This is a genomic window from Flavobacterium aquiphilum (assembly GCF_027111335.1).
Taxonomy (GTDB): Bacteria; Bacteroidota; Bacteroidia; order Flavobacteriales; family Flavobacteriaceae; genus Flavobacterium; species Flavobacterium aquiphilum.
Window position 1 is genome coordinate 2,940,643 of sequence record NZ_CP114288.1, and the last position, 21,547, is coordinate 2,962,189.

The window sequence follows — 21,547 nt, forward strand, 5'->3', positions numbered from 1 at the left end:
GGTAGTTTTTTTGTTTTGATCTATTTTTTGAGTTTATATCTTCACAAAGATATTGGTATAATATTTTTTACCGGTAGTTGGATTTTCTCTGACAGAAATACCAAAATGTGTATAATCACCTTCAATATTTTTTCTATGGCTATCGCTAAGCAACCAAGCATCAAAAGCACCTTTGGCACTATTGTAGTTGTAAGCAATGTTCTCACTTACGGTTTTTGCTTTTAGAACTCTCATGATATTAGTTGAACGTGCTTCAAAATCATCATGGTTTACAACATTATTGGCAATCATATAATTATCGTGCTCTTCTGATTTATAAGATATGTGGTTAATTCTTTCCAAAGCCTTTAAACCTTTACTTACTCGATAATCATTAATCAAAGTCATTGTTTCCAATTCAACAGGACTATATTCGTAGTTCGTAACAAGTGCCTGATCACTATTAGTTTCTTGAGATGCATCCTCGGCGGTACACGAAACCATAAAACTCAAAATTGCCACAAAGAAAGACAAACGAAGTAATTTCGATTTCATAATATTTAGTAGTTTAAATTTAAAGTAGAATGTGGGGCAAACTGCTTTAATGTTAATGGTTTAGCTCATTAATCTATATTCAAATAAACATACTAAACTTTAAACTACCAAAAAAAATCGACGAACTACATAAAATTTATAAAATCAAATGATTAATTCCTACATTATGGCGCAAGACGAGAAATGCCCCAAGAATAGTCCTCCAGTAGCTTATAACGAATCCTGTCATGCAAACGGTTAGGTCTTCCTTGCCAAAACTCTACCTCTAAAGGAGTTACCAAAAAACCACCCCAATGCTTTGGTCGAGGAATTTCTTTTCCTTCAAAATCTTTTTCCAATTGTTTCAAATTTTCTTCAAGATAATTTCGCGATGGAATAACTTCACTTTGGTTGGAAACAACAGCGCCTAATTTACTTCCGTCCGGTCTTGAGTCAAAATAACCATCAGATATGTTCTCAGAAGTTTTTTGAGCAATTCCTTTTATAATTACTTGTCGTTCCAAACTTTCCCAAAAAAAAGAAAGACAAACATTTGGATTATTAGCTATAGCCCTACCCTTTTCAGAATTATAGTTAGTATAAAAAATGAAACCTTCTTCATTAAACCTTTTTAATAACACAACACGTGACTTTGGAAAACCATCCAATCCGATAGTTGAAACTGTCATTGCATTCACCTCTCCCGTTTCATCAAAATCTTCTACTTCATGAAACCATCTGTTAAAAAGATTTATCGGATCCTCAGGAATCGAAGTTTCTAGTAATTCACTTTTTTCGTATGACTTTCTATAATTGCTTAAATCACTCATTTTATAATCTTTTAAATTGTCAAGGAATTATTCAAATTCAAAACTTTTGCCATCATCGGCCAACTCAACTTCCTTAAAAATTGTTTCAGCTTCTTTTTTGAACAAATCGATACTGTCGTAACGGGTTGAATAATGTCCTAAAATTAATTGCTTCGCATTGGCTTTCAAAGCAATTTTGGCAGCTTCTTTGGCTGTGGAATGCATTGTTTTTGAGGCCAATGATTCTTCCGATTGCAAAAATGTAGATTCGTGATACAAAACACTCACATTTTCTATCAATGGAACTACATCTTCGTAATATTTAGTATCGGAACAAAAAGCATAACTCAAAGGAGGGACCGGATCAAAAGATAATTTATGGTTGTCAATAATTCGGCCATCATCAAGAGTGATGTCTTTTCCGTTTTTTATATTCTGAAAATAACAAGTCTCAATTTCATAATCCTTAACGGAATTAAAATCAAGTCTTCGTTCCCCTATTTTTTCCTGAAACAAAAAACCGTTGGTATAAACACGATGTTTTAGTGGGATTGTTTTTACGATCACTTTATCATCTTCAAAAATAATTTCACTTTCATTTGATTCCAATTCATGAAAAATCAATTGATAATTCGTCCAGGAATTCGATAATCGCAACTGTAAATTAATTATTTCTTTTATTCCCTTTGGGGCATAAATATGTAAATCAGTAGTTCTACCCAAAAGAGAAAAAGTGGATATCAAACCAATTAACCCAAAAAAATGATCGCCATGCAAATGGGAAATAAAAACATTATTGATTTTTGAAAATTTCAATTTGTTTTTGCGCAACTGTACTTGAGTGCCCTCACCACAGTCAATCAAAAACAATCGGTTCTTAATTTCTAAAACCTGAGAAGTTGGATTGGTTAAAGTACGTGGCGTAGCGGCATAACAGCCTAAAATCGTGAGTTTCAATTTTATATTTTGTTTAATATTGTTTAAAAATAGTTTAATAGAATTTAAAATTGTTCAACGAAGAATCGATAAAGTTTAATCATCTATAGCTTTTAACGTTTAAACAACATTACACTTTTAAACAATTTTTAGAAACCTAAGTCCCTTTCAATCTCGTCCATTTCAATTAAATCATTCGCTTCCAAATGAGTAGGAACCACCGTAATCGATACCGGAACTTTGTTGTAATCAATATCGGGAACAACAAAAACCAATGACTTTTTCGCTTTTTTATATTTTTTGGCTAATTCGGCAAAAATCTTAATAGATTTTACATCCACCGATTTATCTTGTGATATATCCAAGATGAGATTGTGCTCTTTAAAACTATTGTATTGATTGTTTACCTTATCCAAAAACTCAATAATATTCCCTTCGGTATCTTTGATTGTAATAGTATGTCCTTTTGTAGTAACTTTCATAGGCATTGCTTATTGGATTTTTGACGCTAAAAGATAGATAACTGCCATTCGGATGGCAACTCCATTCTCTACTTGATTTAAAATGACCGATTGCTGAGAATCGGCTACATCACTTGTAATTTCGACTCCACGATTTATAGGTCCAGGGTGCATAATTACAATCTCTTTATTGAGTGAATCCAATAAAGTTTTATCTACTCCATACTGCTGGGCATACTCTCTGGTTGATGGGAAAAAGTTGACGTCCATTCGTTCATTTTGAACCCTTAACATGTTTGCTACATCGCACCATTCCAATGCTTTACGTAAATCCGATTCAACTGTTACTCCAAGTGACTCAATATACCTTGGAATTAGCGTTTTAGGTCCGCAAACTTTAACTTCGGCACCTTGCATTTGCAAAGCATATATATTGGAAAGCGCAACTCTTGAATGTAAAATATCACCAACAATCACTACTTTTTTTCCTCCAACATTACCTAATTTTTCTCTGATAGAATAACTGTCCAATAAGGCTTGTGTAGGGTGTTCATGAGCTCCGTCACCGGCATTTACAATACTTGCCTTTACATTTTTGGACAAAAAATAAGCGGCACCCGGATTTGAATGTCGCATTACTACCATATCTACTTTCATAGAAAGAATATTGTTCACTGTATCAATTAAGGTCTCCCCTTTCTTTACCGAAGACTGTGCTGCCGAAAAACTGATAACATCGGCGGACAAACGTTTTTGAGCTAATTCGAATGATAATTTTGTCCGAGTACTGTTTTCAAAGAATATATTAGCAATGGTAATATCCCGAAGTGAAGGCACTTTCTTTATTGGGCGATTAATAACTTCTTTAAAATGATCGGCAGTTTCAAAAATCAGGTTAATATCATTTTCATTAATGTATTTAATTCCTAATAAATGATTTACACTTAATTCGCTCATTGTTTTTTTATGTTTTTTTGTTTGTGGTTTATGGTTTGTTGTTTATTGTTGCTCTGCGTGTGAACAACAAACTATGAACAATTAACCATAATCATTTTTATCTTAATTAGTAACCAGGTAAACACCATCTTCCCCATCTTGCTCAACCCAGCAAACTTTCACTTTTTCACCATTAATTGCATCGACCTGACGACCGCGATAATCCGGCTGAATTGGCAAATCCCTGCTAAAACGACGATCAATCAACGTCAATAATTCAATTCCTGAAGGTCTCCCAAAAGACTGAATGGCTGTCAAAGCCGCACGTATGCTTCGCCCTGTGTACAACACATCGTCAATGAAGATTACCTTTTTATCTTCGACCAAAAAATCGATTTGGGTTTTATTGGCTTCCAAAGGTTTATTGGTTCTACGGAAATCATCCCTGAAAAAAGTGATATCCAAATACCCCAAAGAAACATTCGAAATATGATATTCGTTTTCTAATAATTCCTTTAATCGCTCAGCCAAAAATGTCCCTCTAGGTTGAATGCCAATCAAAACAGTTTCTGAAAAATCAAGATGTTTTTCAATTAACTGACAGGCCAAACGATGCAGAATGATATTGACTTCTTTTGAAGTGAGCAATACTTTTTGACTCATAATGAAGTGTTGTGTATTTGAGATACAAATATAGGAATTATGAATTTATTTGTTGAGGAATTGGAGTTACAAATATTTTTTTTTGAAATGAAAGACGATTTTGGTTGTTTCAATTGTGCAATCTTTGTATTTAGTACAAGCTTACAGAGAGTATACTTATACCTAATTATAACGATATTTAATCAATAATTAATTCTACATTTTTAAATAAAATATACTACAAATAATAATTTTCGAAAGATATATCTTTATAAATTAACCTTAATACCATTAAAATTATGAAAAAATCAATTGGTTTTATTATTTTTATTGTCCTGTTGGGGATGTTTGCCTGTACTAGAGATACAGACGGAGAAACGCACGGGGACATTGCGCAAAACAATACAAAAGATTGGTTTAACAACACCTTCAAGAAGTCGGAAGAGTGGAAACAAAACCCTGAAAGTACAAATAAAATACCTGATTGGAGCAAAGGTACTTATCTAGAAAATGACAGTATTGAAATTTTTGAATGTCCTCTGCAAGAAGAGTCCGTCAAAATCTTTATGCCCCCAAAAAAATCCTCAACAAACACGGATGTACAAAAAATTATCGATGCTATCCAATTGAGATTGGTAATTATCAGAACAGACAGCAGTAAAATGATAGTAAGAAAACTGTATTACATTCCCGACAATCAATATCTTTTAGCCAAAGGTGGAAACATTGACAACGTGATGTTAAATAAAATGGGGGATGATTTTACAGGACTTTTAATAACCAAAAATTGGAATGATAAAGTTTTATCCTGTCACAATATAAATAATGGTAAAGTAGAAAGTGTACTTGTAAAAGGAAACAAAAACAACACTACAGCAAGGAACGTAAACGAACTTGATGAGGTTATAGTAATGAATAGATATAGCCAGACTAGACCATATGACTACACAGGTTGGTATGTTCCATATAACCCACCTTCACCAGTTAGTAACCCTAACCTACCTTATAGTATGCCTGCTCCTGGAGGTGGTGGTAGTGGTGGAAGTTATAATGATACTGATGCTTCGAACTCTTCAATAGGAGTTCCTCCAAGTTGCCAAAGTTTTGATTTTAAAAATAAAACAGGTTCACTTTGGCAAGAAGCAGCAGTTAGAAATGTTCATTTCAATATAGTTGTTGTTACTCCTGAGGGATACCACTATAGTCAAATTATTAATTATCCAACTGCAATATTGTTTGGAACACCAACAAATATAAGTATTGGAAATACAGATATTAGTCCTGGACTTGCAGCGACTTTATCTGCAAAAGCCCTTGAAATATCTATGAGCGAAACTGTCAGAATGTATGGTAATAAGCCAGTAACAGAATTAACTGTACGATTATATTTTGAAGAAAGATTAAAGCATAACTACCCTTTATTTATACCAGGGGGTAGAGTAAATTTTAATGCATCAACTTTTAGAGGTATGCCAACTGAGTATCAAACAAATTTATTTAACACAGGAAATTGTAGCTAATTATGGTAAAAAGCACCTTAATAAACTTAGCATATTTATTTTATCCAAGAAAAATATGCTTTCAAAAAGAAGAAGAAAAATATTTTAATTCAGTCGAATACAAAAGACTAATAGAAAGAATTGGATATTTTAACAAGGATGAGAATAGATATTTTTGTGATATATTAAAAAAGGACTTTGAAAATGATAAAGTCCTTAGAAATTTCAAAGATGTATCTTTATTGGATTGGCAGGATAGAGCAATTAGCTTTAATTTGCAAATAGTTCAAGAAAGCGAACTGCATACTATATCATTGTTCTTAAGTATCTTAATACCATTTTATACAATTAGAGTTCAAAAAAACAAAATTGAATACTTTTTTTCAAGTTTAGAAATTGAACAAATGAAAAATGACAATTCAGATTCAAGAGAAATAAAAGATTTAATTTCTGAAATTAGTACACGTGTTGAAAACAAGATGTTATATAGAATGTTTCCAAATGAATTAATTAATATGATAATTGAAGATATTAATTTTCAAGAAATTCCATTTGGTAAATTCACTATGTTTAATGCCTTTTTTAATAATTCAATAACAACGGATAATGAGAACTAAAATTTCAATATTTTTATTAATTTCCATTATATTGCTTATTTATTTATTCTTTTCAGAATACTTTTTTACCATATGTATATATGACACATATTATCTAATAAGTTATTTTTATATTATCTTGTTAGCTATTTTTATCGGTTGTATTTATTACTTAAAACACAAAGAGAAACTAAAATAATAGTAAGTTTGAGTATGTCTGAAATAAACCAAAAACAATACCACAACACAATTATAAATAATTCTAAAAATTGCAAAAGCCCTTAAAGGGCTTTTACTTATTTTATACTTAGCACTGTTTGATTAGATAAATGTGGTTTACTTTGCAAGTATTATATAAAAATCAGCAATAAACAGTTTTTTTTACATAAAAGGAAAAAGTAATCATACTAAATTTAAAAAGCAGAAAAGATGTATTTAGCTTCATTTTATTTATTAATCTTTTCTCATAAAAATTTCAAAATAGCCCTAAAATTATAAATCAAGAAACTGCTTTTGTATATTCAACACAACAAAAAAACTCCCACTTTCGCTGGGAGTTTTCTTTTATAATTTTATCTCAAAACAATTAAGAATACATTTTCTTTCTTTGTTCCTGAATTTTCTCATCATCAAGGTATTCATCAAAAGTCATATAACGATCGATAACACCGTTTGGAGTCAATTCAACCACACGGTTACCTACAGTTTGAGCAAATTCGTGGTCATGTGTTGTAAAAATAACCGAACCTTTAAAGTTTTTCAATGAGTTATTGAAAGCCGTAATCGATTCCAAATCCAAGTGATTTGTAGGTTCGTCAAGCATCAGGATGTTTGCTCTCTCCATCATCATTCGTGACAACATACAACGAACTTTTTCTCCTCCTGATAATACACGGCTTGTTTTCAAAGCTTCTTCACCAGAGAAAATCATTTTCCCTAGGAAACCTCTAATATAAACTTCATCACGCTCTTCCTCTGTTTTTGCCCATTGACGTAACCAATCAACTAAAGTCAGATCATTTTCAAAATACGAGTGATTTTCAGCCGGCAAATACGCTTGATTTGTGGTAACTCCCCAATCAAACTCACCCGAATCCGGTTTTTGGTTTCCGTTCAATATTTCATAAAAGGCAGTTGTAGCACGCGAATCTCTTGAGAAAAGAACTATTTTATCGCCTTTCGCCATATTCAAATCTACTCCTTTAAACAAAATTTCACCATCAATCGAAGCGCTTAAATTTTGCACATTCAAAATTTGATCTCCTGCCTCACGATCCTGATCAAAAATAATCGCAGGATAACGACGGCTGGAAGGTCTGATTTCGGAAATATTCAATTTGGAAATCATTTTTTTACGGGAAGTAGCTTGTTTCGATTTTGCCACGTTCGCAGAAAAACGACGAATAAACTCTTCCAACTCCGCTTTCTTTTCTTCTGCTTTTTTGTTTTGTTGCGCACGTTGTTTAGCCGCTAACTGGCTAGACTCATACCAGAAAGTATAGTTTCCTGAATAGTGATTTATTTTACCAAAATCAATATCCGAAATATGTGTACAAACAGCATCTAAAAAATGACGGTCGTGAGAAACCACAATTACTGTATTTTCATAATTTGCCAAGAAGTTTTCCAACCAACCAATTGTTTCAAAATCCAAATCGTTGGTAGGCTCATCCATAATCAATAAGTCAGGGTTTCCAAAAAGCGCCTGTGCCAAAAGCACTCTCACTTTCATCTTCCCTTCCATATCACTCATTAAAGTGTAATGAAACTCTTCATTAATACCTAAATTAGAAAGCATTGCGGCCGCATCCGAGTCGGCATTCCAACCATTCATTTCTTCAAATTGCACTTGTAACTCCCCTATTCTGTCAGCATTTGCATCATTGTAATCCAAATAAAGAGCATCCATCTCTGTTTTGACAGCATACAAAACTTTATTCCCCATCAACACAGTTTCAAGCACCGTATGCTCATCAAACATATTGTGATTTTGGTTCAAAACCGACATACGTTTTCCGGGTTCCAAATGAATGTGCCCCGAAGTTGGATCGATATCGCCCGAAATTATTTTTAAAAATGTAGATTTTCCAGCACCATTGGCTCCAATAACTCCATAAACATTTCCGTGAGTGAAGGTTGTATTTACTTCGTCAAACAAAATTCTTTTGCCAAACTGAACTGATAAATTATTGACTGTTAACATGAAGGTCTCTTTATTAAAATTTTGCGCAAAAGTACAAAAAAATGTCAATTATTTTTTACTTAAAAAAACGAGTTCCATTATTATTTTTTGGAGCAGAAACATTAGGCTTTTTTATCAACATTTCTCCCGCTCTCCGCTGCAATCTTGTAAACCGAACCCCGGTTTACAAGGATTTTCACAACGATCGGGGCTATAAATCAACATTTTGCTTTTTTACAAGAATCTTTAAAAGAAAATACCTTTGCGTCATCGCGAGAGATTTAGTCCGCTGTGATCAAAAAAGAAATCTGCGAAAATCTGCAGAATCTGCGTGCTTATTTTTTTTCACGCAAATTTGACAGATATTCACAGATTTTAATTTTAATCGAATGACCAATTAAACGCTTTAAACCTTAAACAATAAAACCCTTTTTACTTTTCAACCGAATATGGACGGTCGTTCACAGCGGTTCCCCACGATTTAGAAGGAGTTGCACCCATAGTAAAAATCAAATCTCCGCCTTTCATAATTTCCGAATGAAGAATATAACTTTTTGTATATGGTTTTCCGTTTAAAGTGGCGCTTTGAATGTAAATATTCTTAGGGCTATTGTTAATTGCTTTTACAGTGAAACTTTTTCCATTCGTCAAATTCAACACAGATTCATCCATAGATGGACTTCCAAAAACATAGATTCCATTGAAAGGATTTACAGAGTACATTCCTAACGAACTCCAAACATACCAAGCCGACATTTGTCCAACATCCTCATTTCCGCACAAACCGTCAGGCTTATCTGTGTATAAATTATCAACGATGTAACGTACTTTCTCTGCAGTTTTCCATGGCTGTCCCACAAAATTGAACAAATACGAAATATGGTGACTTGGTTCGTTTCCATGTGCGTATTGCCCAATCAAACCTGTAATATCATTGGATGCTTCTTTTCCCATATCACCAGTAACAGTAAACAAATTGTCTAGTTTTTTGGTAAACGGTTTTTCACCTCCCAGCATCGCAATCAATCCTTCGACATCATGAGGTACCAACCAAGTATATTGCCACGCATTCCCTTCGGCAAAATCATCTTTCATGTGTGCCGATTTAAACGGGTCAAATGGAGTTCTCCATTCCGTATCGCTCACTTTTCCTCGAACAAAAGTCACTGAAGGATCGTAATATTTTTGATAAGCTTTGGAACGTTTGAAGAAATATTTATAATCTTCTATTTTCCCCATTTTTTTTGCCATCATCGCAATAGCACCGTCGGCAATTGCATATTCCATCCCTATTGCTACCGATTCTCTTAAATTATCGGCAGGAATGTAGCCTAATGTTTTCACATAATTCAATCCACGGTCGTCCTGCATAGCAGTTGCTTTTACGGCTTCGAAAGCCAATTCACCGTCAATTCCTTTAATCCCTTTCAAATAGGCATCGGCTACAATTTGAATCGCACTATTTCCTGGCATGCAATATGTTTCATTCCCCATCAAATGCCAAACTGGAAGATGCCCTGATTCTTGATAAATCGCCAGCATCGAATTGACCATATCCGAAACTCTTTCAGGTTGCGTCAATGTAAACAACGGATTTGCACCACGATATGTGTCCCATAAAGAGAAAGTCGTCAAATTTGTAAATCCTGCCGCTCTGTGTACTTGTTTGTCGGTACCGTAATAATCGCCATTAACGTCATTATAAATAGAAGGCGCAATCATTGTGTGGTATAGAGCTGTGTAGAACGTTTTCATTTTGGCATTATCATTCGTTTTTACCGCAATTTTGTTCAACTCGTTGTTCCATTTTTCGTCTGCGACGGCCGCAACTTTTTCGAAATTCCAACCAGGGATTTCTCTTTTTATATTCATCAAAGCATTTTCAGCACTCACCGCAGAGATTCCCACTTTGATTTTGATTGTTTCGTCTTTTGAAGTCAAAAATTGAATCACCGCTTTGGCACTATCTCCCATAACCACTTTGTTGATCATCTCTTTTGTATTGTCGTACAATTGGATTTTTTTGGCTGGTTTTGACAGAATTGCGGTAAAATAAATTCTTTGATCAGGAGCCCAACCTTTGGAAAAACGATAACCCTCAATTAAAGTATCATTTTTCACACGAATGTAAGTGTTTGCTGGTCTGTCCCAGCCGATTCCTTCGACCAAATCCAAAATAATATGCGATTGGTCTGAGGCAGGGAAAGTGTATTTTTGAAAACCTACCCTTTCAGAAGCAGTCATTTCAGCCTTGATTCCGTTTTTCTTCAAAATAACCGAATAATAGCCTGGTTTAGCTACTTCATCTTTATGATCATAGGACGAAATATAACCGTTGTCCATGTCCTTAGCCGTCCCTTTTTTCAAATTTATTTTCCCAACAGCCGGCATAAAAAGAATATCCCCAAGATCGCCAATTCCTGTACCGCTCAAATGCGTATGTGAAAAACCGATTATCGTTGGATCCGAATAATGATAGCCTGAACACCAATCCCAACCTTGTGAAATATTCACCGGCCCCAATTGAACACCACCAAAAGGAACATTTGCCCCCATGAAAACATGTCCGTGAAATCCGGTTCCAATGTAAGGATCAACATACTGCGTCAAATTTTGTTTAACCGATTGCCCCTGTATTTGCAAGCAACAAAAACCTGCAATTACAAAAAGTACTGATTTTAAATTTTTATTCATGTTATATCTTTTTTCTAAATTTTACTTTGCAATCTCAAAACTCGTTTCTAGCTGTACATCTCTTGAATTTGAACCGATTTTCACAGTATATTTACCTTCATAGATTCGGAATTGTTTTTTGGATTCATCCCATTTTTGAAGTTCTTCCAATGGAATTTCCAATGTAATATTTTGAGAGCTGCCTTTTTTGAAGGCAACACGTTTAAAAGCTTTCAATTCTTTCAGCGGCATTCTGTCAATTTTTGGATATTCAATATACACCTGAGCTACTTCATCAGCATCATATTCTCCTGTATTTTCAATTTTGATTTGCATTGAAATTTTACTCGAAGCCATTTTTATATTCTCTGGTTTTTGAATCCAATTATAACCAAAAGTGGTATAACTCAATCCAAATCCGAAAGGATATTGAACTTCTTTGGTGAAATAGCGATAGGTTCTACCACCCATCGCGTAGCTGCTGTAATCTGGTAAATCGCTGAACGATTTGTAGAAAGTAATTGGCAAATGTCCTGATGGAGACACTTTTCCAAAAATAAGATTAGCCAGTGCAGTTCCTCCTTGTTCTCCTGGATACCAAGCAAAGATTATGGCATCTACATATGGCTCGATTGAAGAAACATCGACTGCTCCACCTCCCGTAATCACAGCAATAATTGGTGATTTTGAACCTTTACGCAATGCTTTCATGTAGGCAATATGCGAAGCAGGCAATTCCATATTTTTACGGTCTCCTTTTCCATCAGCAAGAAAAGCATCACCTTCTTCGCCTTCATAAACCGGATTGAACCCAATCACTGCAACCGTCAAGTCAGACATCGAAGAACCCCACATTCCGTTGAAACGCTGTGTATCATTAAAGTCACAACCCATATCATACTCCACTCTCGTATCTGGCGAAACCGCTCCGACAATTCCTTCTACAAAATTCACAGCCTTATCACTAATTCCGTGGTAATTACCAACCAAGGCGTCAATTGATGCGGCATTTGGCCCTACAACCATAATCGCTTTGCATTTCTCTTTATCAAAAGGTAAAATTTTGCTTCCATTTACTAAACCATTCTTTAGCAAAACCATACTTTGTTCCGCCATTTTTCGGCTTAAACCAATGTGGTAAGAATTTGCAATACTATCGACTCCGTATTTTCGATACGGATTATCTTCTGGTTTATCATAGAATCCTAATTTGAATTGAGTGCGCAGCGAAGGAGCCAAAGCATTATCAATATCCTTCGTAGTAATTAATTTTTGTTCCAATGCTTTCATCGCATCTTTTTGCAATAAATCGCTGCAATCCATATTTACACCGCCTTTAATTGCAGCAGCGGCGACAGCAACACTATTTGGTAAGGCTTTGTGTTGATCGTAAATATCCTGTAATGCCCAACAGTCGGTTACGACATGTCCTTTGAAATTCCATTCTTTATGCAAAATGTCGGTCAATAACGTTTTTCCCGTACAACAAGGCTCGGAATTCACTCTATTATAAGCACACATCACCGATTCTACATTGGCGTCAACCAACTTTTTAAAGGCATACAAATACGTTTCTCTCAAATCTTTTTCATCAACAATCGCATTAAAAGAATGACGCGTACTTTCTGGTCCGCTATGTACAGCAAAGTGTTTAGCACAAGCAGCAGTCTTCATATATTTTGGGTTATCGCCTTGCATTCCTTTTACAAAAGCCGTTCCCATTTTTCCGGTCAGGAATGGATCTTCTCCATACGTTTCCTGCCCTCTTCCCCAACGCGGGTCTCTGAAAATATTGATATTTGGTGACCAAAAATTTAATCCCATATATTGCAAGCGACGGTCTTTGGCGACAGCCAAATTATTTTTTGCTCTCGCTTCGGTTGAAATTGCGGTTGCAACTTCATGAAACAATTCGTCATTAAAAGTCGCTGCCATTCCAATAGCCTGCGGAAAAACGGTCGCACGACCCGCTCTCGCCACACCATGCAAAGCCTCATTCCACCAGTTATAAGCCGGAATTCCTAATCGCTCTACAGGTCTACTTTGAAAACCAATTAAAGAAATCTTTTCATCGAGAGTAAGTTGTTTCAACAAATCCTCTACCCTTTTATCAATCGGTAAATCCTGATTTTTATACGCTGGTGTTTTCTGTTGTGCAATTGCTGTAACAGCCCAAAAACCGATTAAAAGTGCAACAGACAGCTTTCTTAGATTCAATTTCATTGTTTTATTTTTAGTGATTAATTAGCCAAAATGGATTCAATGAACAGCATTTGATTTCAAAAATACTAAATCGTTTTACTATATAACAATAAAATTTCAAAAAAGAATAAACAACCTTACCAAACTTGCAATTTCTCTATCTTATTTCCTTTGTTTTCAAAGGCTCCTGATGAAGGATTTATAGACGACCGTTTATTACCGAAATAATCAATGTCAATTTTTAAGGGTGTTCCATCAGGGTTTTCAAATTTTTCTTTGGAAACAGTAGTTTTACCCAACAAATCAGTATCAACACTTTTTGTTTTTAAACCTGAATCATCAGCCAATGTATAGGATATGAAGACTTTATTTCCTTCTTCAATCAATAAGAATTTAGGATCTACTGCTCTATTTTCAATAAAATTAACCTCTTTAAAATAAGGTATTGAGCCTCCATAATATATATTCCCATCAGCAGTTGCGGACAATTTTGCTTTTTTGTAATCGTTTAATCCAAAATTCTCATCTAGAGAATAACTTCCATCTTTCAATTCTTTTTTGGTTAAGAATATATTATTATAAAAACGGTCATCACCGGGAACAATTTCGGAAAGACCTTTAATTTCAGTTGAATGTCCCAAATGATAAGGCGTTGACCGGGTTTGATTTAATCCTAATTCAAAAGTCCCAACAATCAGATTATGAACAATCGCACCGCCAGTTGACTGTAAATTAATTGCATTTTCCGAAAGCAAAATATTATTATCAATCAAATAAGGGCCGTGATTAACTTCAGCGAAAATATCCTGCCAACTATTGTTATACATTAAATTTCTTGAAACTCTCGTTCCTTGTGCCATCCAATCCAACCAAATTCCAGCCCCGTCAACCGAGTGGATTCGGTTATGGATTATTTGTGTATCGATTGCTGCATGAAGTTTTATTCCACCCAATTCAGCTCCGCCAAATTGTTTCTTCTGATGGATATTATAAACATGATTATTTTCAATTGTACAAAAAACAGCGCCCATGCTTCCGCAAATTCCGGCCTGTTCACAATTAAATATTTTGTTGTTTCTAACGATATGGGAGCCTATATTTTCTTTGTTCCAGCCATTTTTTAACACTCTAAAAATGACTTCGATATAGTGAATGTTTCCATCATTGAAAATGTTCCCTAAATCCTGTGTCCAAACATTATGACCTGTTTTTCTTTCCTTTCCCAAACTGATTCCCACGCATTTTGAATCGTGAATCGTATTGTTTTCGATAATCCATCCTTTGTTCCAATGTGTCGCAACCATACCCACCTGCTCTGCCGTTGGCGCTCCCCATTGTGTTGCCGCTTGACTAAAATCAAATCCGGTGATAGTAATATAATTGATTCCTGGGGTTTCTGGATAAAAACAGGTTCTTCGGATGCTGACTTCGGTTAATTCCTTATTGGGGTTACGTTTTTGAAAATTAGCCCAAACTGTTGTTGTTTGGTCGTCACATTCGGTGTACCACGTGTAAAGAGTGCTCTCTTTTTCGTTCACTTTTGCGTTAGGCACTGGATTAGTAACCAATTCCATTTTATCCGTTTCAAAAAGCGATTTCCCACCAATAAAAATATCACAAGTATGAATTTTTACAGGATTACTACACCAATCACCAGCTACGTAGTCTTTGAATGGATTGTAATCTCCAAAAAAAGAATTCGGAATCACAATTTTCCAAACACCTTCTTTTACTTTTTTCCAACCTGTTAAAACTTCTGAGCCTTTGATTTCAACTTTTTCTCCATCGGCTGCCTTGTAAATAATTCGGTTAGAATCGTTTTCTCCACCGTTTTTCGGATTGATTCTTTCCCTATAAGTTCCGGCATGAACAATCACTACATCACCAGCTACAGCTATTTGGGCAGCATGATTAATCGTTCTGAAAGGCTTCATTAACGTTCCTTCATTTGTGTCATTTCCTCTAACAGAAACATGTATCTCTTTTGCCGAAAGGCCAAATGTTATTATAAGCCAAAATATTAATAATTTATATTTCATTATAACTGATTATTAAAATATTATAAAACTATATTAACTTCTTACTTTACTACAATTTCATCAATAAAAACCCAGGATTTTGAACCAGCCGAAGGGTGCCATTCCGGTAATTTCTTTGTTCCTGTTATTTCAAATTTGACAAAGCGAATGTTTTTTTCAGGAGCTTTAAATGAAAAGACTTTATTCACTTCTGCTTTCTCCTGATTACCTTCTGTCGAAATATTTCCTACTTTGATAAAATCTGTTCCATTTTCTGAAACCAAACAACGAATACCTGCCGGATGAAGAATCCAACTTTTGGCATCCCAAAGCGAACTGATTTCGATTGTTTTTGCTTGAACCGGTTTTTCCAGATCGACTGTTAAACTAAAGTCGACTCCTTCCCAACCCAACCAATGCACTTTGTAATTGCTATCGCCTCGAACACCATTGGTCAAGTAACTTAAATCTCCTTTGCTGTACTGTGGTGATGGAGTTTCGCTCGAAGTTACTTTTTTCTTGAAGGAAAGATTACCCTTCACCTGAACATCTATAAATCGTTTGGTGCTTTCGTAATAGGATTTTGGTGTCAAACCAGATTCGTTCAAATGGTCAATATTAGCCTGTTGGCAAACTGAATAAAAATCTTCAATTAGTTGAACTTTTTCTGGAATCACGGTAAAGTCGCCATTTTTCTCAGCGTACCAGCCACGCGGTCCAAACATGTCATTTTTACCAATTTCCATGATGGCAAACTGTAACGGTAATCGCGCCACTTTTACATGAAGCAATTGAGTCACATCCCCTTGGGCTTCTTTTTCAGCATTATCGAAAAAGGTATTGTATTCATTAATATTTGTCTGCGACAAAAAAGTATTCTGATGACTTGTCGGATGCTCGTAAATATCGAGTCTGTCACCGCTTTTCTTCAATTCACTTTCTAATTTATCAATGTATTTTTTTATCCATGGAGCCGCTTTTCCATAATATCCGTTTAAAAAATCATTCCTTATTTGAGCTGCATCAGCATTTGGATTCCACAACAAACGGGAAATCAAATAGACTTTCAACTCAGAGAATTCCGATCCCACCGAAGCATTCGCCTGCTGAAAATGAGCGGAAACGTTGTTCTTTACAAAAAACTGAATATTAGGCTGCAACACATGTAAATTAGGGAAAGGACTCACCGAATTGGCAAAATCGATATTATAATCCCAGAGGTAAATATGATTGCAGATTTTTCCCCATTCAATGATATCATTTTTGAACGATTCATTTCCCTTGTCCACTTCTATTGCTTTGCTACGATTCAATTCGATGGTACATAACATCACCTGAACATTTTTAGCTGGCTTTGTAACGGCTGGCGCTTTTCGCGAATATTCATAAGCCAAAGTCGAGATAATTTTATCCGGAAATTGTTTCGCCACTTCATTCACGAAACGGATAATCGGACCGGACGGGCTTCCTTCTTCTGCAATTATTTTGCTACATTTTTCACATTGGCAATACGAAAAATTATCATTCTGACTCACTGACCAGTATTCTTCATTGGGCTGAAGAGCCATTTCTTTTTTCAGTTTTTCAATCGTGATTTTTAAAACTTCTGGGTTTGACAGGCACAATTGGTCGATATTTCTTTTTCCATTCATTTCAGAAAAATATTCGGGATGCGTTTTGAAATATTCCTGCCACGGAACCAATTTTCCAAACGTATGCACATAGTAGCCTTTGGCAAAAATTTCATCAACGGTATTCAATCGATTCCAATCCAAAAATTCTTGCCCTACTTTGTCAACTATGTAAACAATTCGGCAGTCATTTTTGGGTTCGTCTTTTAAATTAATTTCAGGCAAATTGATGTTTTTTGCTGATGGTATTTCTTTATAATTTGACCAATAATAACGGCAGCCCATATACTTTTCCAGCAAGGTCACAATCCCATAAATACAGCCTTTTTTAACTCCTCCATCTATATAAAGGGCATCATTTTTGGTCTTTATCAAAAACCCGTCCGGATTTTGAATGGCATTCGAAATATTAATATAGATTGCCTTTTTACCTTTTGCCAGTTGGTTTGAAATTTGAAGCTGATATCCTGAAATTTCGGAAACATACTTTTGCAAAAGCAAAGCAGCCGTTTTTTCCTGTTCCTTTTCATTGGCAGAAATAACAATAACATAATCACTCTTCCCATTTACTATAAGCGGAATTGTTTTGGCAAAAGAATTAAACTGAAAAGCGAATAATAGCAAACAAAAGAAGGCTTTGAAGCTATTTGAGGAGACGAATTGATTACTATTTTTTTTCATTTTGTTTTGGTTAGTTTAAGCAAAAAAGATGAAGCTAATTGATATTCAATTCTACTTTATCTTTATTTAATTTTATTTATTCAGATTTTCGAACATTACGATGGCAGTATATAAAACACCCGCTTCGCCTCTAAAAGTCCCCGAACCTCTTGGCTCATTTTTAATGGAATACCATTCGTAGAAGCCATTGTTGTCTTTCACGCGTTTCAACATGGGTTGCACTTCTCTGTAGGCTTCTTCCACATAACCGTATTTGATTAATTGCTGAATCGTTCTCGCTCCAAACCACGTCCAGTCACCTCCATTTTGGTAACTATAAATCGGGTTCATGATTTTATTTACGAAATAACCGTTTGGATAAGGCGGATAAAGCGTCAGACCAATCGAAGGAGCACCAGCTTCTTTGACTCTTTTTACCATTTCATCCAATGAAGCTTTTACTTCTTTTTTGCTCAACAATCCCGCTTCCATTGCCACCGTTGTTCCTCCGAAATAAAAAATATTATTTTCGTCAAAATCAGCAGGAAAAGGGGAACCATTCAAATACAAGTGCGGAATAAATTTTTTCTTTTTGGCATCCCAAAGATAAGCACGACAGTTTTTGGCAACATCACTTCTGATTCTACCCCATTTTTGTTTACTGGCAGGCATCATTTCCATCAGATTATCCAAAGCGATAACAAACATTGCATTATCATAAATATCACAAGCAATATGCGTGTTTCCATCAACATCAACTCCATAACCCGGTTCTGGCTGTACATCTCCCCATCAGCAGTTGTTGCTCCGGTAATTAATCCGTATTTTTTAGTGTATCGATGTTGCATGAGAAAATCCATTGCCCATTCCAGTCTTGTTGCAACGGTTTTATCACCCACTTTTTCATTCAAAATAGATTTATCACCTGTCAATTTAATGTATTTATAAACCGCTTGTATCAATGAAGACTCCTGATCGGTTTCTACTGTATTTTTATGTGCAGCATATCTTGGTTCCAATTTTGAATAGGAAAAATCGGTTTCTTCTTTTCCTATTTTCTCTTTTGGGGTATAACCGTCAATGATGTTTCCGTCCTCACCCTGCATTCTGAAAAATACCAAAAGATTTTCCTTTATGTCTTCCTTTTTCGTGACTTGTGCAGCCAATTCGATGAAAGTATTATAATCACGAATCCATACTTCGCGATAGCCATCCCCGGCATTTACTCCCGTTTTCATCACTTCCAACGCCTTATTTTTCACAAAAGGCATATAGGAATCATTTTTGATTTTATCTGCTAATTTTTTATCAATAGAAGGCTTTGGCTGCGCTGTAGCTGTCAAAGCAAATGAAAATACTACTATTGAGGTTACTATTTTCTTCATATTATTTCAATTTGAATTAATTACTTGTACTCATTGATGGAGGCGGAGTTTTTATTCCCCATTTGGTATTAGGATTTACGCCCATATCAAAAATCAAGGTTCCTCCATCAGTTAGTTTTTTGCGGTCAATCCACACATTTTCATTTTTTTCGCCATTGAAAGAAGCTGATTGGATGTACCTGTTTTTCTTCGAATTATTTTTGGTTACAATTACCAATTCGTCACCCTTATAATATTTCTTGTCCAATTTGATTGTTACTTTATCAAATAACGGACTTCCGAATTGGAAGGTCGGATGCATCGCTGCGTGACCCTGAACATCAAACAATCCCATCGAAGCCATTACGTACCAAGCTCCCAATTGCCCTTGATCTTCGTCTTGTCCGTAACCGTAACCATGAAGCGGCTCCGCTCCGTAAAATTCGTCACAAATTGTACGTGACCATTTTTGCGTTAACCAAGGTTTGCCTGAATAATTGAATAAAAAGGACTGGTGCAAACAAGGCTGATTACCGTGGTTGTACAACATTTCCAATCCTGAGAAACTGTCGATTCCGTTTCCTCCGCCAAAAGTTGATTTTTGACTTACGTTAAATGTATTTTCCAAACGTTGGTTGAATAAATCCAAGCCCAAAACTTTTATTAAGCCCGCTGGATCTTGCGGAACATACCAAGTATATTGATAGCCATTTGCTTCCTGAAATCCTCTCCAAGCCTGCATTGGATCAAAATTTTCAATAAATTTCCCATCTTGGTATCTTGGTCGAATGAATTTGGTTTCGGGATCAAAGATATTTTTCCAATTTCCGGCTTGCTTCATCAATTTTTCATAATCTGCTTTTTTCCCCAATGCTTTTGCAAATTGCGAAACTCCGTAAGAAGTATAGGCAAATTCGAGTGTATGTGATGCCCCGAAGTTGAACTTCCATCCATTTGCCAATACAGTGTCTTTCGACGGAATATAACCGTCTTTTACAAAATAGGACAGATCATATTTCCCTGAACCAAATGGGCGATTGTTGTAACCGGTTTCATTTTTATAAGCTATTTTATAAGCTTCATCCACGTTAAAATCACGAATGCCACAGTTATAAGTCGCGGCAATCATCAAGCCAAAACAGTTTGTTTGTACACCGTTCGAATGTGCTCCGGCGGCAACTCCGTCGTGCAACCAACCCGTTTCTTTAGCAAAATCAAGATTAGACTGAATGTATTGACTCAAATAATCAGGATACGCTAAAGCCCAAAGTTGTCCCAAATTCCAAAATCCGCCCCAAATTCCGTCTGTGTTGTAATGATTGTATTTTGGTTTTCCGTTTGAATCCAAAGGAATACGACCAATTTTACCGTCGTGTCTAGGATAACTTCCGTTGACATCACTTGCCAATCCACGTCCTAAAAGTGCATGGTACAAACCAGTGTAGAATTTTACTTTATTAATGCTGTCTTTAGTTTCAACTTTGATTCGTCCTAATTTCTCATTCCATTTTTCATGTGCCGCAGTTCTTACTGCATCAAATGTCTGACCTTCCGATTCGGTTTTCAAATTCAGTTTAGCGTTTTCAATACTTGTATAAGAAAGTCCAACTTGCATTTCGACAACTTCTCCTTTTTTGGTTGTGAAATTTATATACATTCCATTTCCAATTCCTTTGGTTTCTTTTTGACTATCGAAAGTTTTGTCTTCAATAAATGAACCGTACGATTCTGGCGTTTTGCTCATCTGAATAACAAAATACATTTTCACTCTTTTTTCTGGGTCGCAGAATTTCAAGTATTCAGGATACGTTTCTATAGTTCCTTCCAAAGTATTCTTGCCCGAAAGTTTCATTGTGGCTTCCGTCACACCGCTACTTTCACCTTCGCGATGTCCAATATCGAAAATGATGCGTGATTCCTTTGATTTCGGAAAAGTGTATCGATGAAAACCAACTCTTTCTGTAGCTGTTAATTCGGCTTTAATACCGTACTCTTTTAGAAAAACCGAATAATAACCAGGCTCTGCATGTTCGTCTTTTTTGTCAAAAGTCGAACGATAACCTGTTTCCGGCTTTTCCAAAGTTCCAGGCGTAGTTTGTAATTTTCCTGTTATCGGCATCGCTACCAATCCACCGATTTGAAATTCGTGAAAATGTCCGAAACCTTCAATAGAATTATGACGATTGTCGTAACCACAGGGTTCCCAGCTTCCGCCACTTCCGTAAGCATTAGTGTGAGGAGCTAATTTAGCCATACCAAAAGGCACAGAAGCCGGTGTGTAAAAAAACCAACGCCCATGTACCGAACCAATTTGTGGATTAACCCAAGAAGCAGCATTAAAATCATCTTTTTTCTTCGAACAAGAAAAAATAGAAATGCTCATTAACAGCAGTAAAATTCCTTTTGATATTGTCTTCATATTTAT

16 protein-coding genes are annotated in these 21,547 nt (G+C 35.5%); 2 read left to right on the forward strand and 14 right to left on the reverse strand.

The window, feature by feature from the left end:
• Positions 1-33: 33 nt before the first annotated feature.
• From OZP12_RS12155 to pyrR, 6 genes are all read right to left on the reverse strand, one after another.
• Complete coding sequence (locus tag OZP12_RS12155) at positions 34-534, reverse strand: CAP domain-containing protein (RefSeq protein ID WP_281225264.1); 501 nt, start codon at positions 532-534, stop codon at positions 34-36.
• A gap of 164 nt (positions 535-698) precedes the next feature.
• On the reverse strand, positions 699-1,343 hold the full coding sequence (pdxH, locus tag OZP12_RS12160; RefSeq protein ID WP_281225265.1) for a pyridoxamine 5'-phosphate oxidase: 645 nt from the start codon (positions 1,341-1,343) through the stop codon (positions 699-701).
• Between the two features lie 27 nt (positions 1,344-1,370).
• Positions 1,371-2,279, reverse strand: coding sequence for a ribonuclease Z (locus tag OZP12_RS12165; RefSeq protein ID WP_281225266.1), 909 nt, complete (start codon positions 2,277-2,279; stop codon positions 1,371-1,373).
• A gap of 128 nt (positions 2,280-2,407) precedes the next feature.
• A complete protein-coding gene (locus tag OZP12_RS12170) occupies positions 2,408-2,740 on the reverse strand; it encodes a ribonuclease Z (RefSeq protein WP_281225267.1) in 333 nt (110 codons plus the stop codon).
• 9 nt (positions 2,741-2,749) lie between these two features.
• Entirely contained in the window at positions 2,750-3,676 is a 927-nt protein-coding gene (locus OZP12_RS12175; protein ID WP_281225269.1) for an aspartate carbamoyltransferase catalytic subunit, read from the reverse strand.
• A 102-nt stretch (positions 3,677-3,778) separates the two neighbouring features.
• A complete protein-coding gene (gene pyrR, locus OZP12_RS12180; RefSeq protein ID WP_281225270.1) occupies positions 3,779-4,318 on the reverse strand; it encodes a bifunctional pyr operon transcriptional regulator/uracil phosphoribosyltransferase PyrR in 540 nt (179 codons plus the stop codon).
• A gap of 278 nt (positions 4,319-4,596) precedes the next feature.
• Here pyrR and OZP12_RS12185 point away from each other — a divergent pair, with 278 nt between their 5' ends.
• Positions 4,597-5,817 carry a hypothetical protein gene (locus OZP12_RS12185; protein WP_281225272.1) on the forward strand — a complete coding sequence of 407 codons (1,221 nt, stop codon included), beginning with the start codon at positions 4,597-4,599 and terminating at the stop codon, positions 5,815-5,817.
• A gap of 2 nt (positions 5,818-5,819) precedes the next feature.
• Positions 5,820-6,413 (forward strand): hypothetical protein, encoded by a 594-nt coding sequence (locus OZP12_RS12190; RefSeq protein WP_281225273.1) that lies wholly within the window; start codon positions 5,820-5,822, stop codon positions 6,411-6,413.
• Between the two features lie 565 nt (positions 6,414-6,978).
• On the opposite strand, the gene OZP12_RS12195 is transcribed toward OZP12_RS12190, so the two are convergent.
• From OZP12_RS12195 to OZP12_RS12230, 8 genes are all read right to left on the reverse strand, one after another.
• Positions 6,979-8,595 (reverse strand): ABC-F family ATP-binding cassette domain-containing protein, encoded by a 1,617-nt coding sequence (locus OZP12_RS12195; protein ID WP_281225274.1) that lies wholly within the window; start codon positions 8,593-8,595, stop codon positions 6,979-6,981.
• Between the two features lie 411 nt (positions 8,596-9,006).
• Positions 9,007-11,268, reverse strand: a complete 2,262-nt coding sequence (locus OZP12_RS12200) for a GH92 family glycosyl hydrolase (RefSeq protein ID WP_281225275.1) — start codon at positions 11,266-11,268, stop codon at positions 9,007-9,009.
• A 21-nt stretch (positions 11,269-11,289) separates the two neighbouring features.
• On the reverse strand, positions 11,290-13,470 hold the full coding sequence (locus tag OZP12_RS12205) for a glycoside hydrolase family 3 N-terminal domain-containing protein (protein ID WP_281225276.1): 2,181 nt from the start codon (positions 13,468-13,470) through the stop codon (positions 11,290-11,292).
• Between the two features lie 116 nt (positions 13,471-13,586).
• Entirely contained in the window at positions 13,587-15,488 is a 1,902-nt protein-coding gene (locus tag OZP12_RS12210) for a right-handed parallel beta-helix repeat-containing protein (protein WP_281225277.1), read from the reverse strand.
• Between the two features lie 41 nt (positions 15,489-15,529).
• A complete protein-coding gene (locus OZP12_RS12215) occupies positions 15,530-17,779 on the reverse strand; it encodes a DUF4838 domain-containing protein (protein ID WP_281225278.1) in 2,250 nt (749 codons plus the stop codon).
• 72 nt (positions 17,780-17,851) lie between these two features.
• A complete protein-coding gene (locus OZP12_RS12220; protein WP_281225279.1) occupies positions 17,852-18,466 on the reverse strand; it encodes a glucosidase family protein in 615 nt (204 codons plus the stop codon).
• Complete coding sequence (locus OZP12_RS12225) at positions 18,439-19,143, reverse strand: glucosidase family protein (protein ID WP_281225280.1); 705 nt, start codon at positions 19,141-19,143, stop codon at positions 18,439-18,441. Before OZP12_RS12225 ends, OZP12_RS12220 begins: the two co-directional genes overlap by 28 nt.
• A 16-nt stretch (positions 19,144-19,159) precedes the next feature.
• Positions 19,160-21,541, reverse strand: a complete 2,382-nt coding sequence (locus tag OZP12_RS12230; protein ID WP_281225281.1) for a GH92 family glycosyl hydrolase — start codon at positions 21,539-21,541, stop codon at positions 19,160-19,162.
• Positions 21,542-21,547 lie beyond the last annotated feature (6 nt).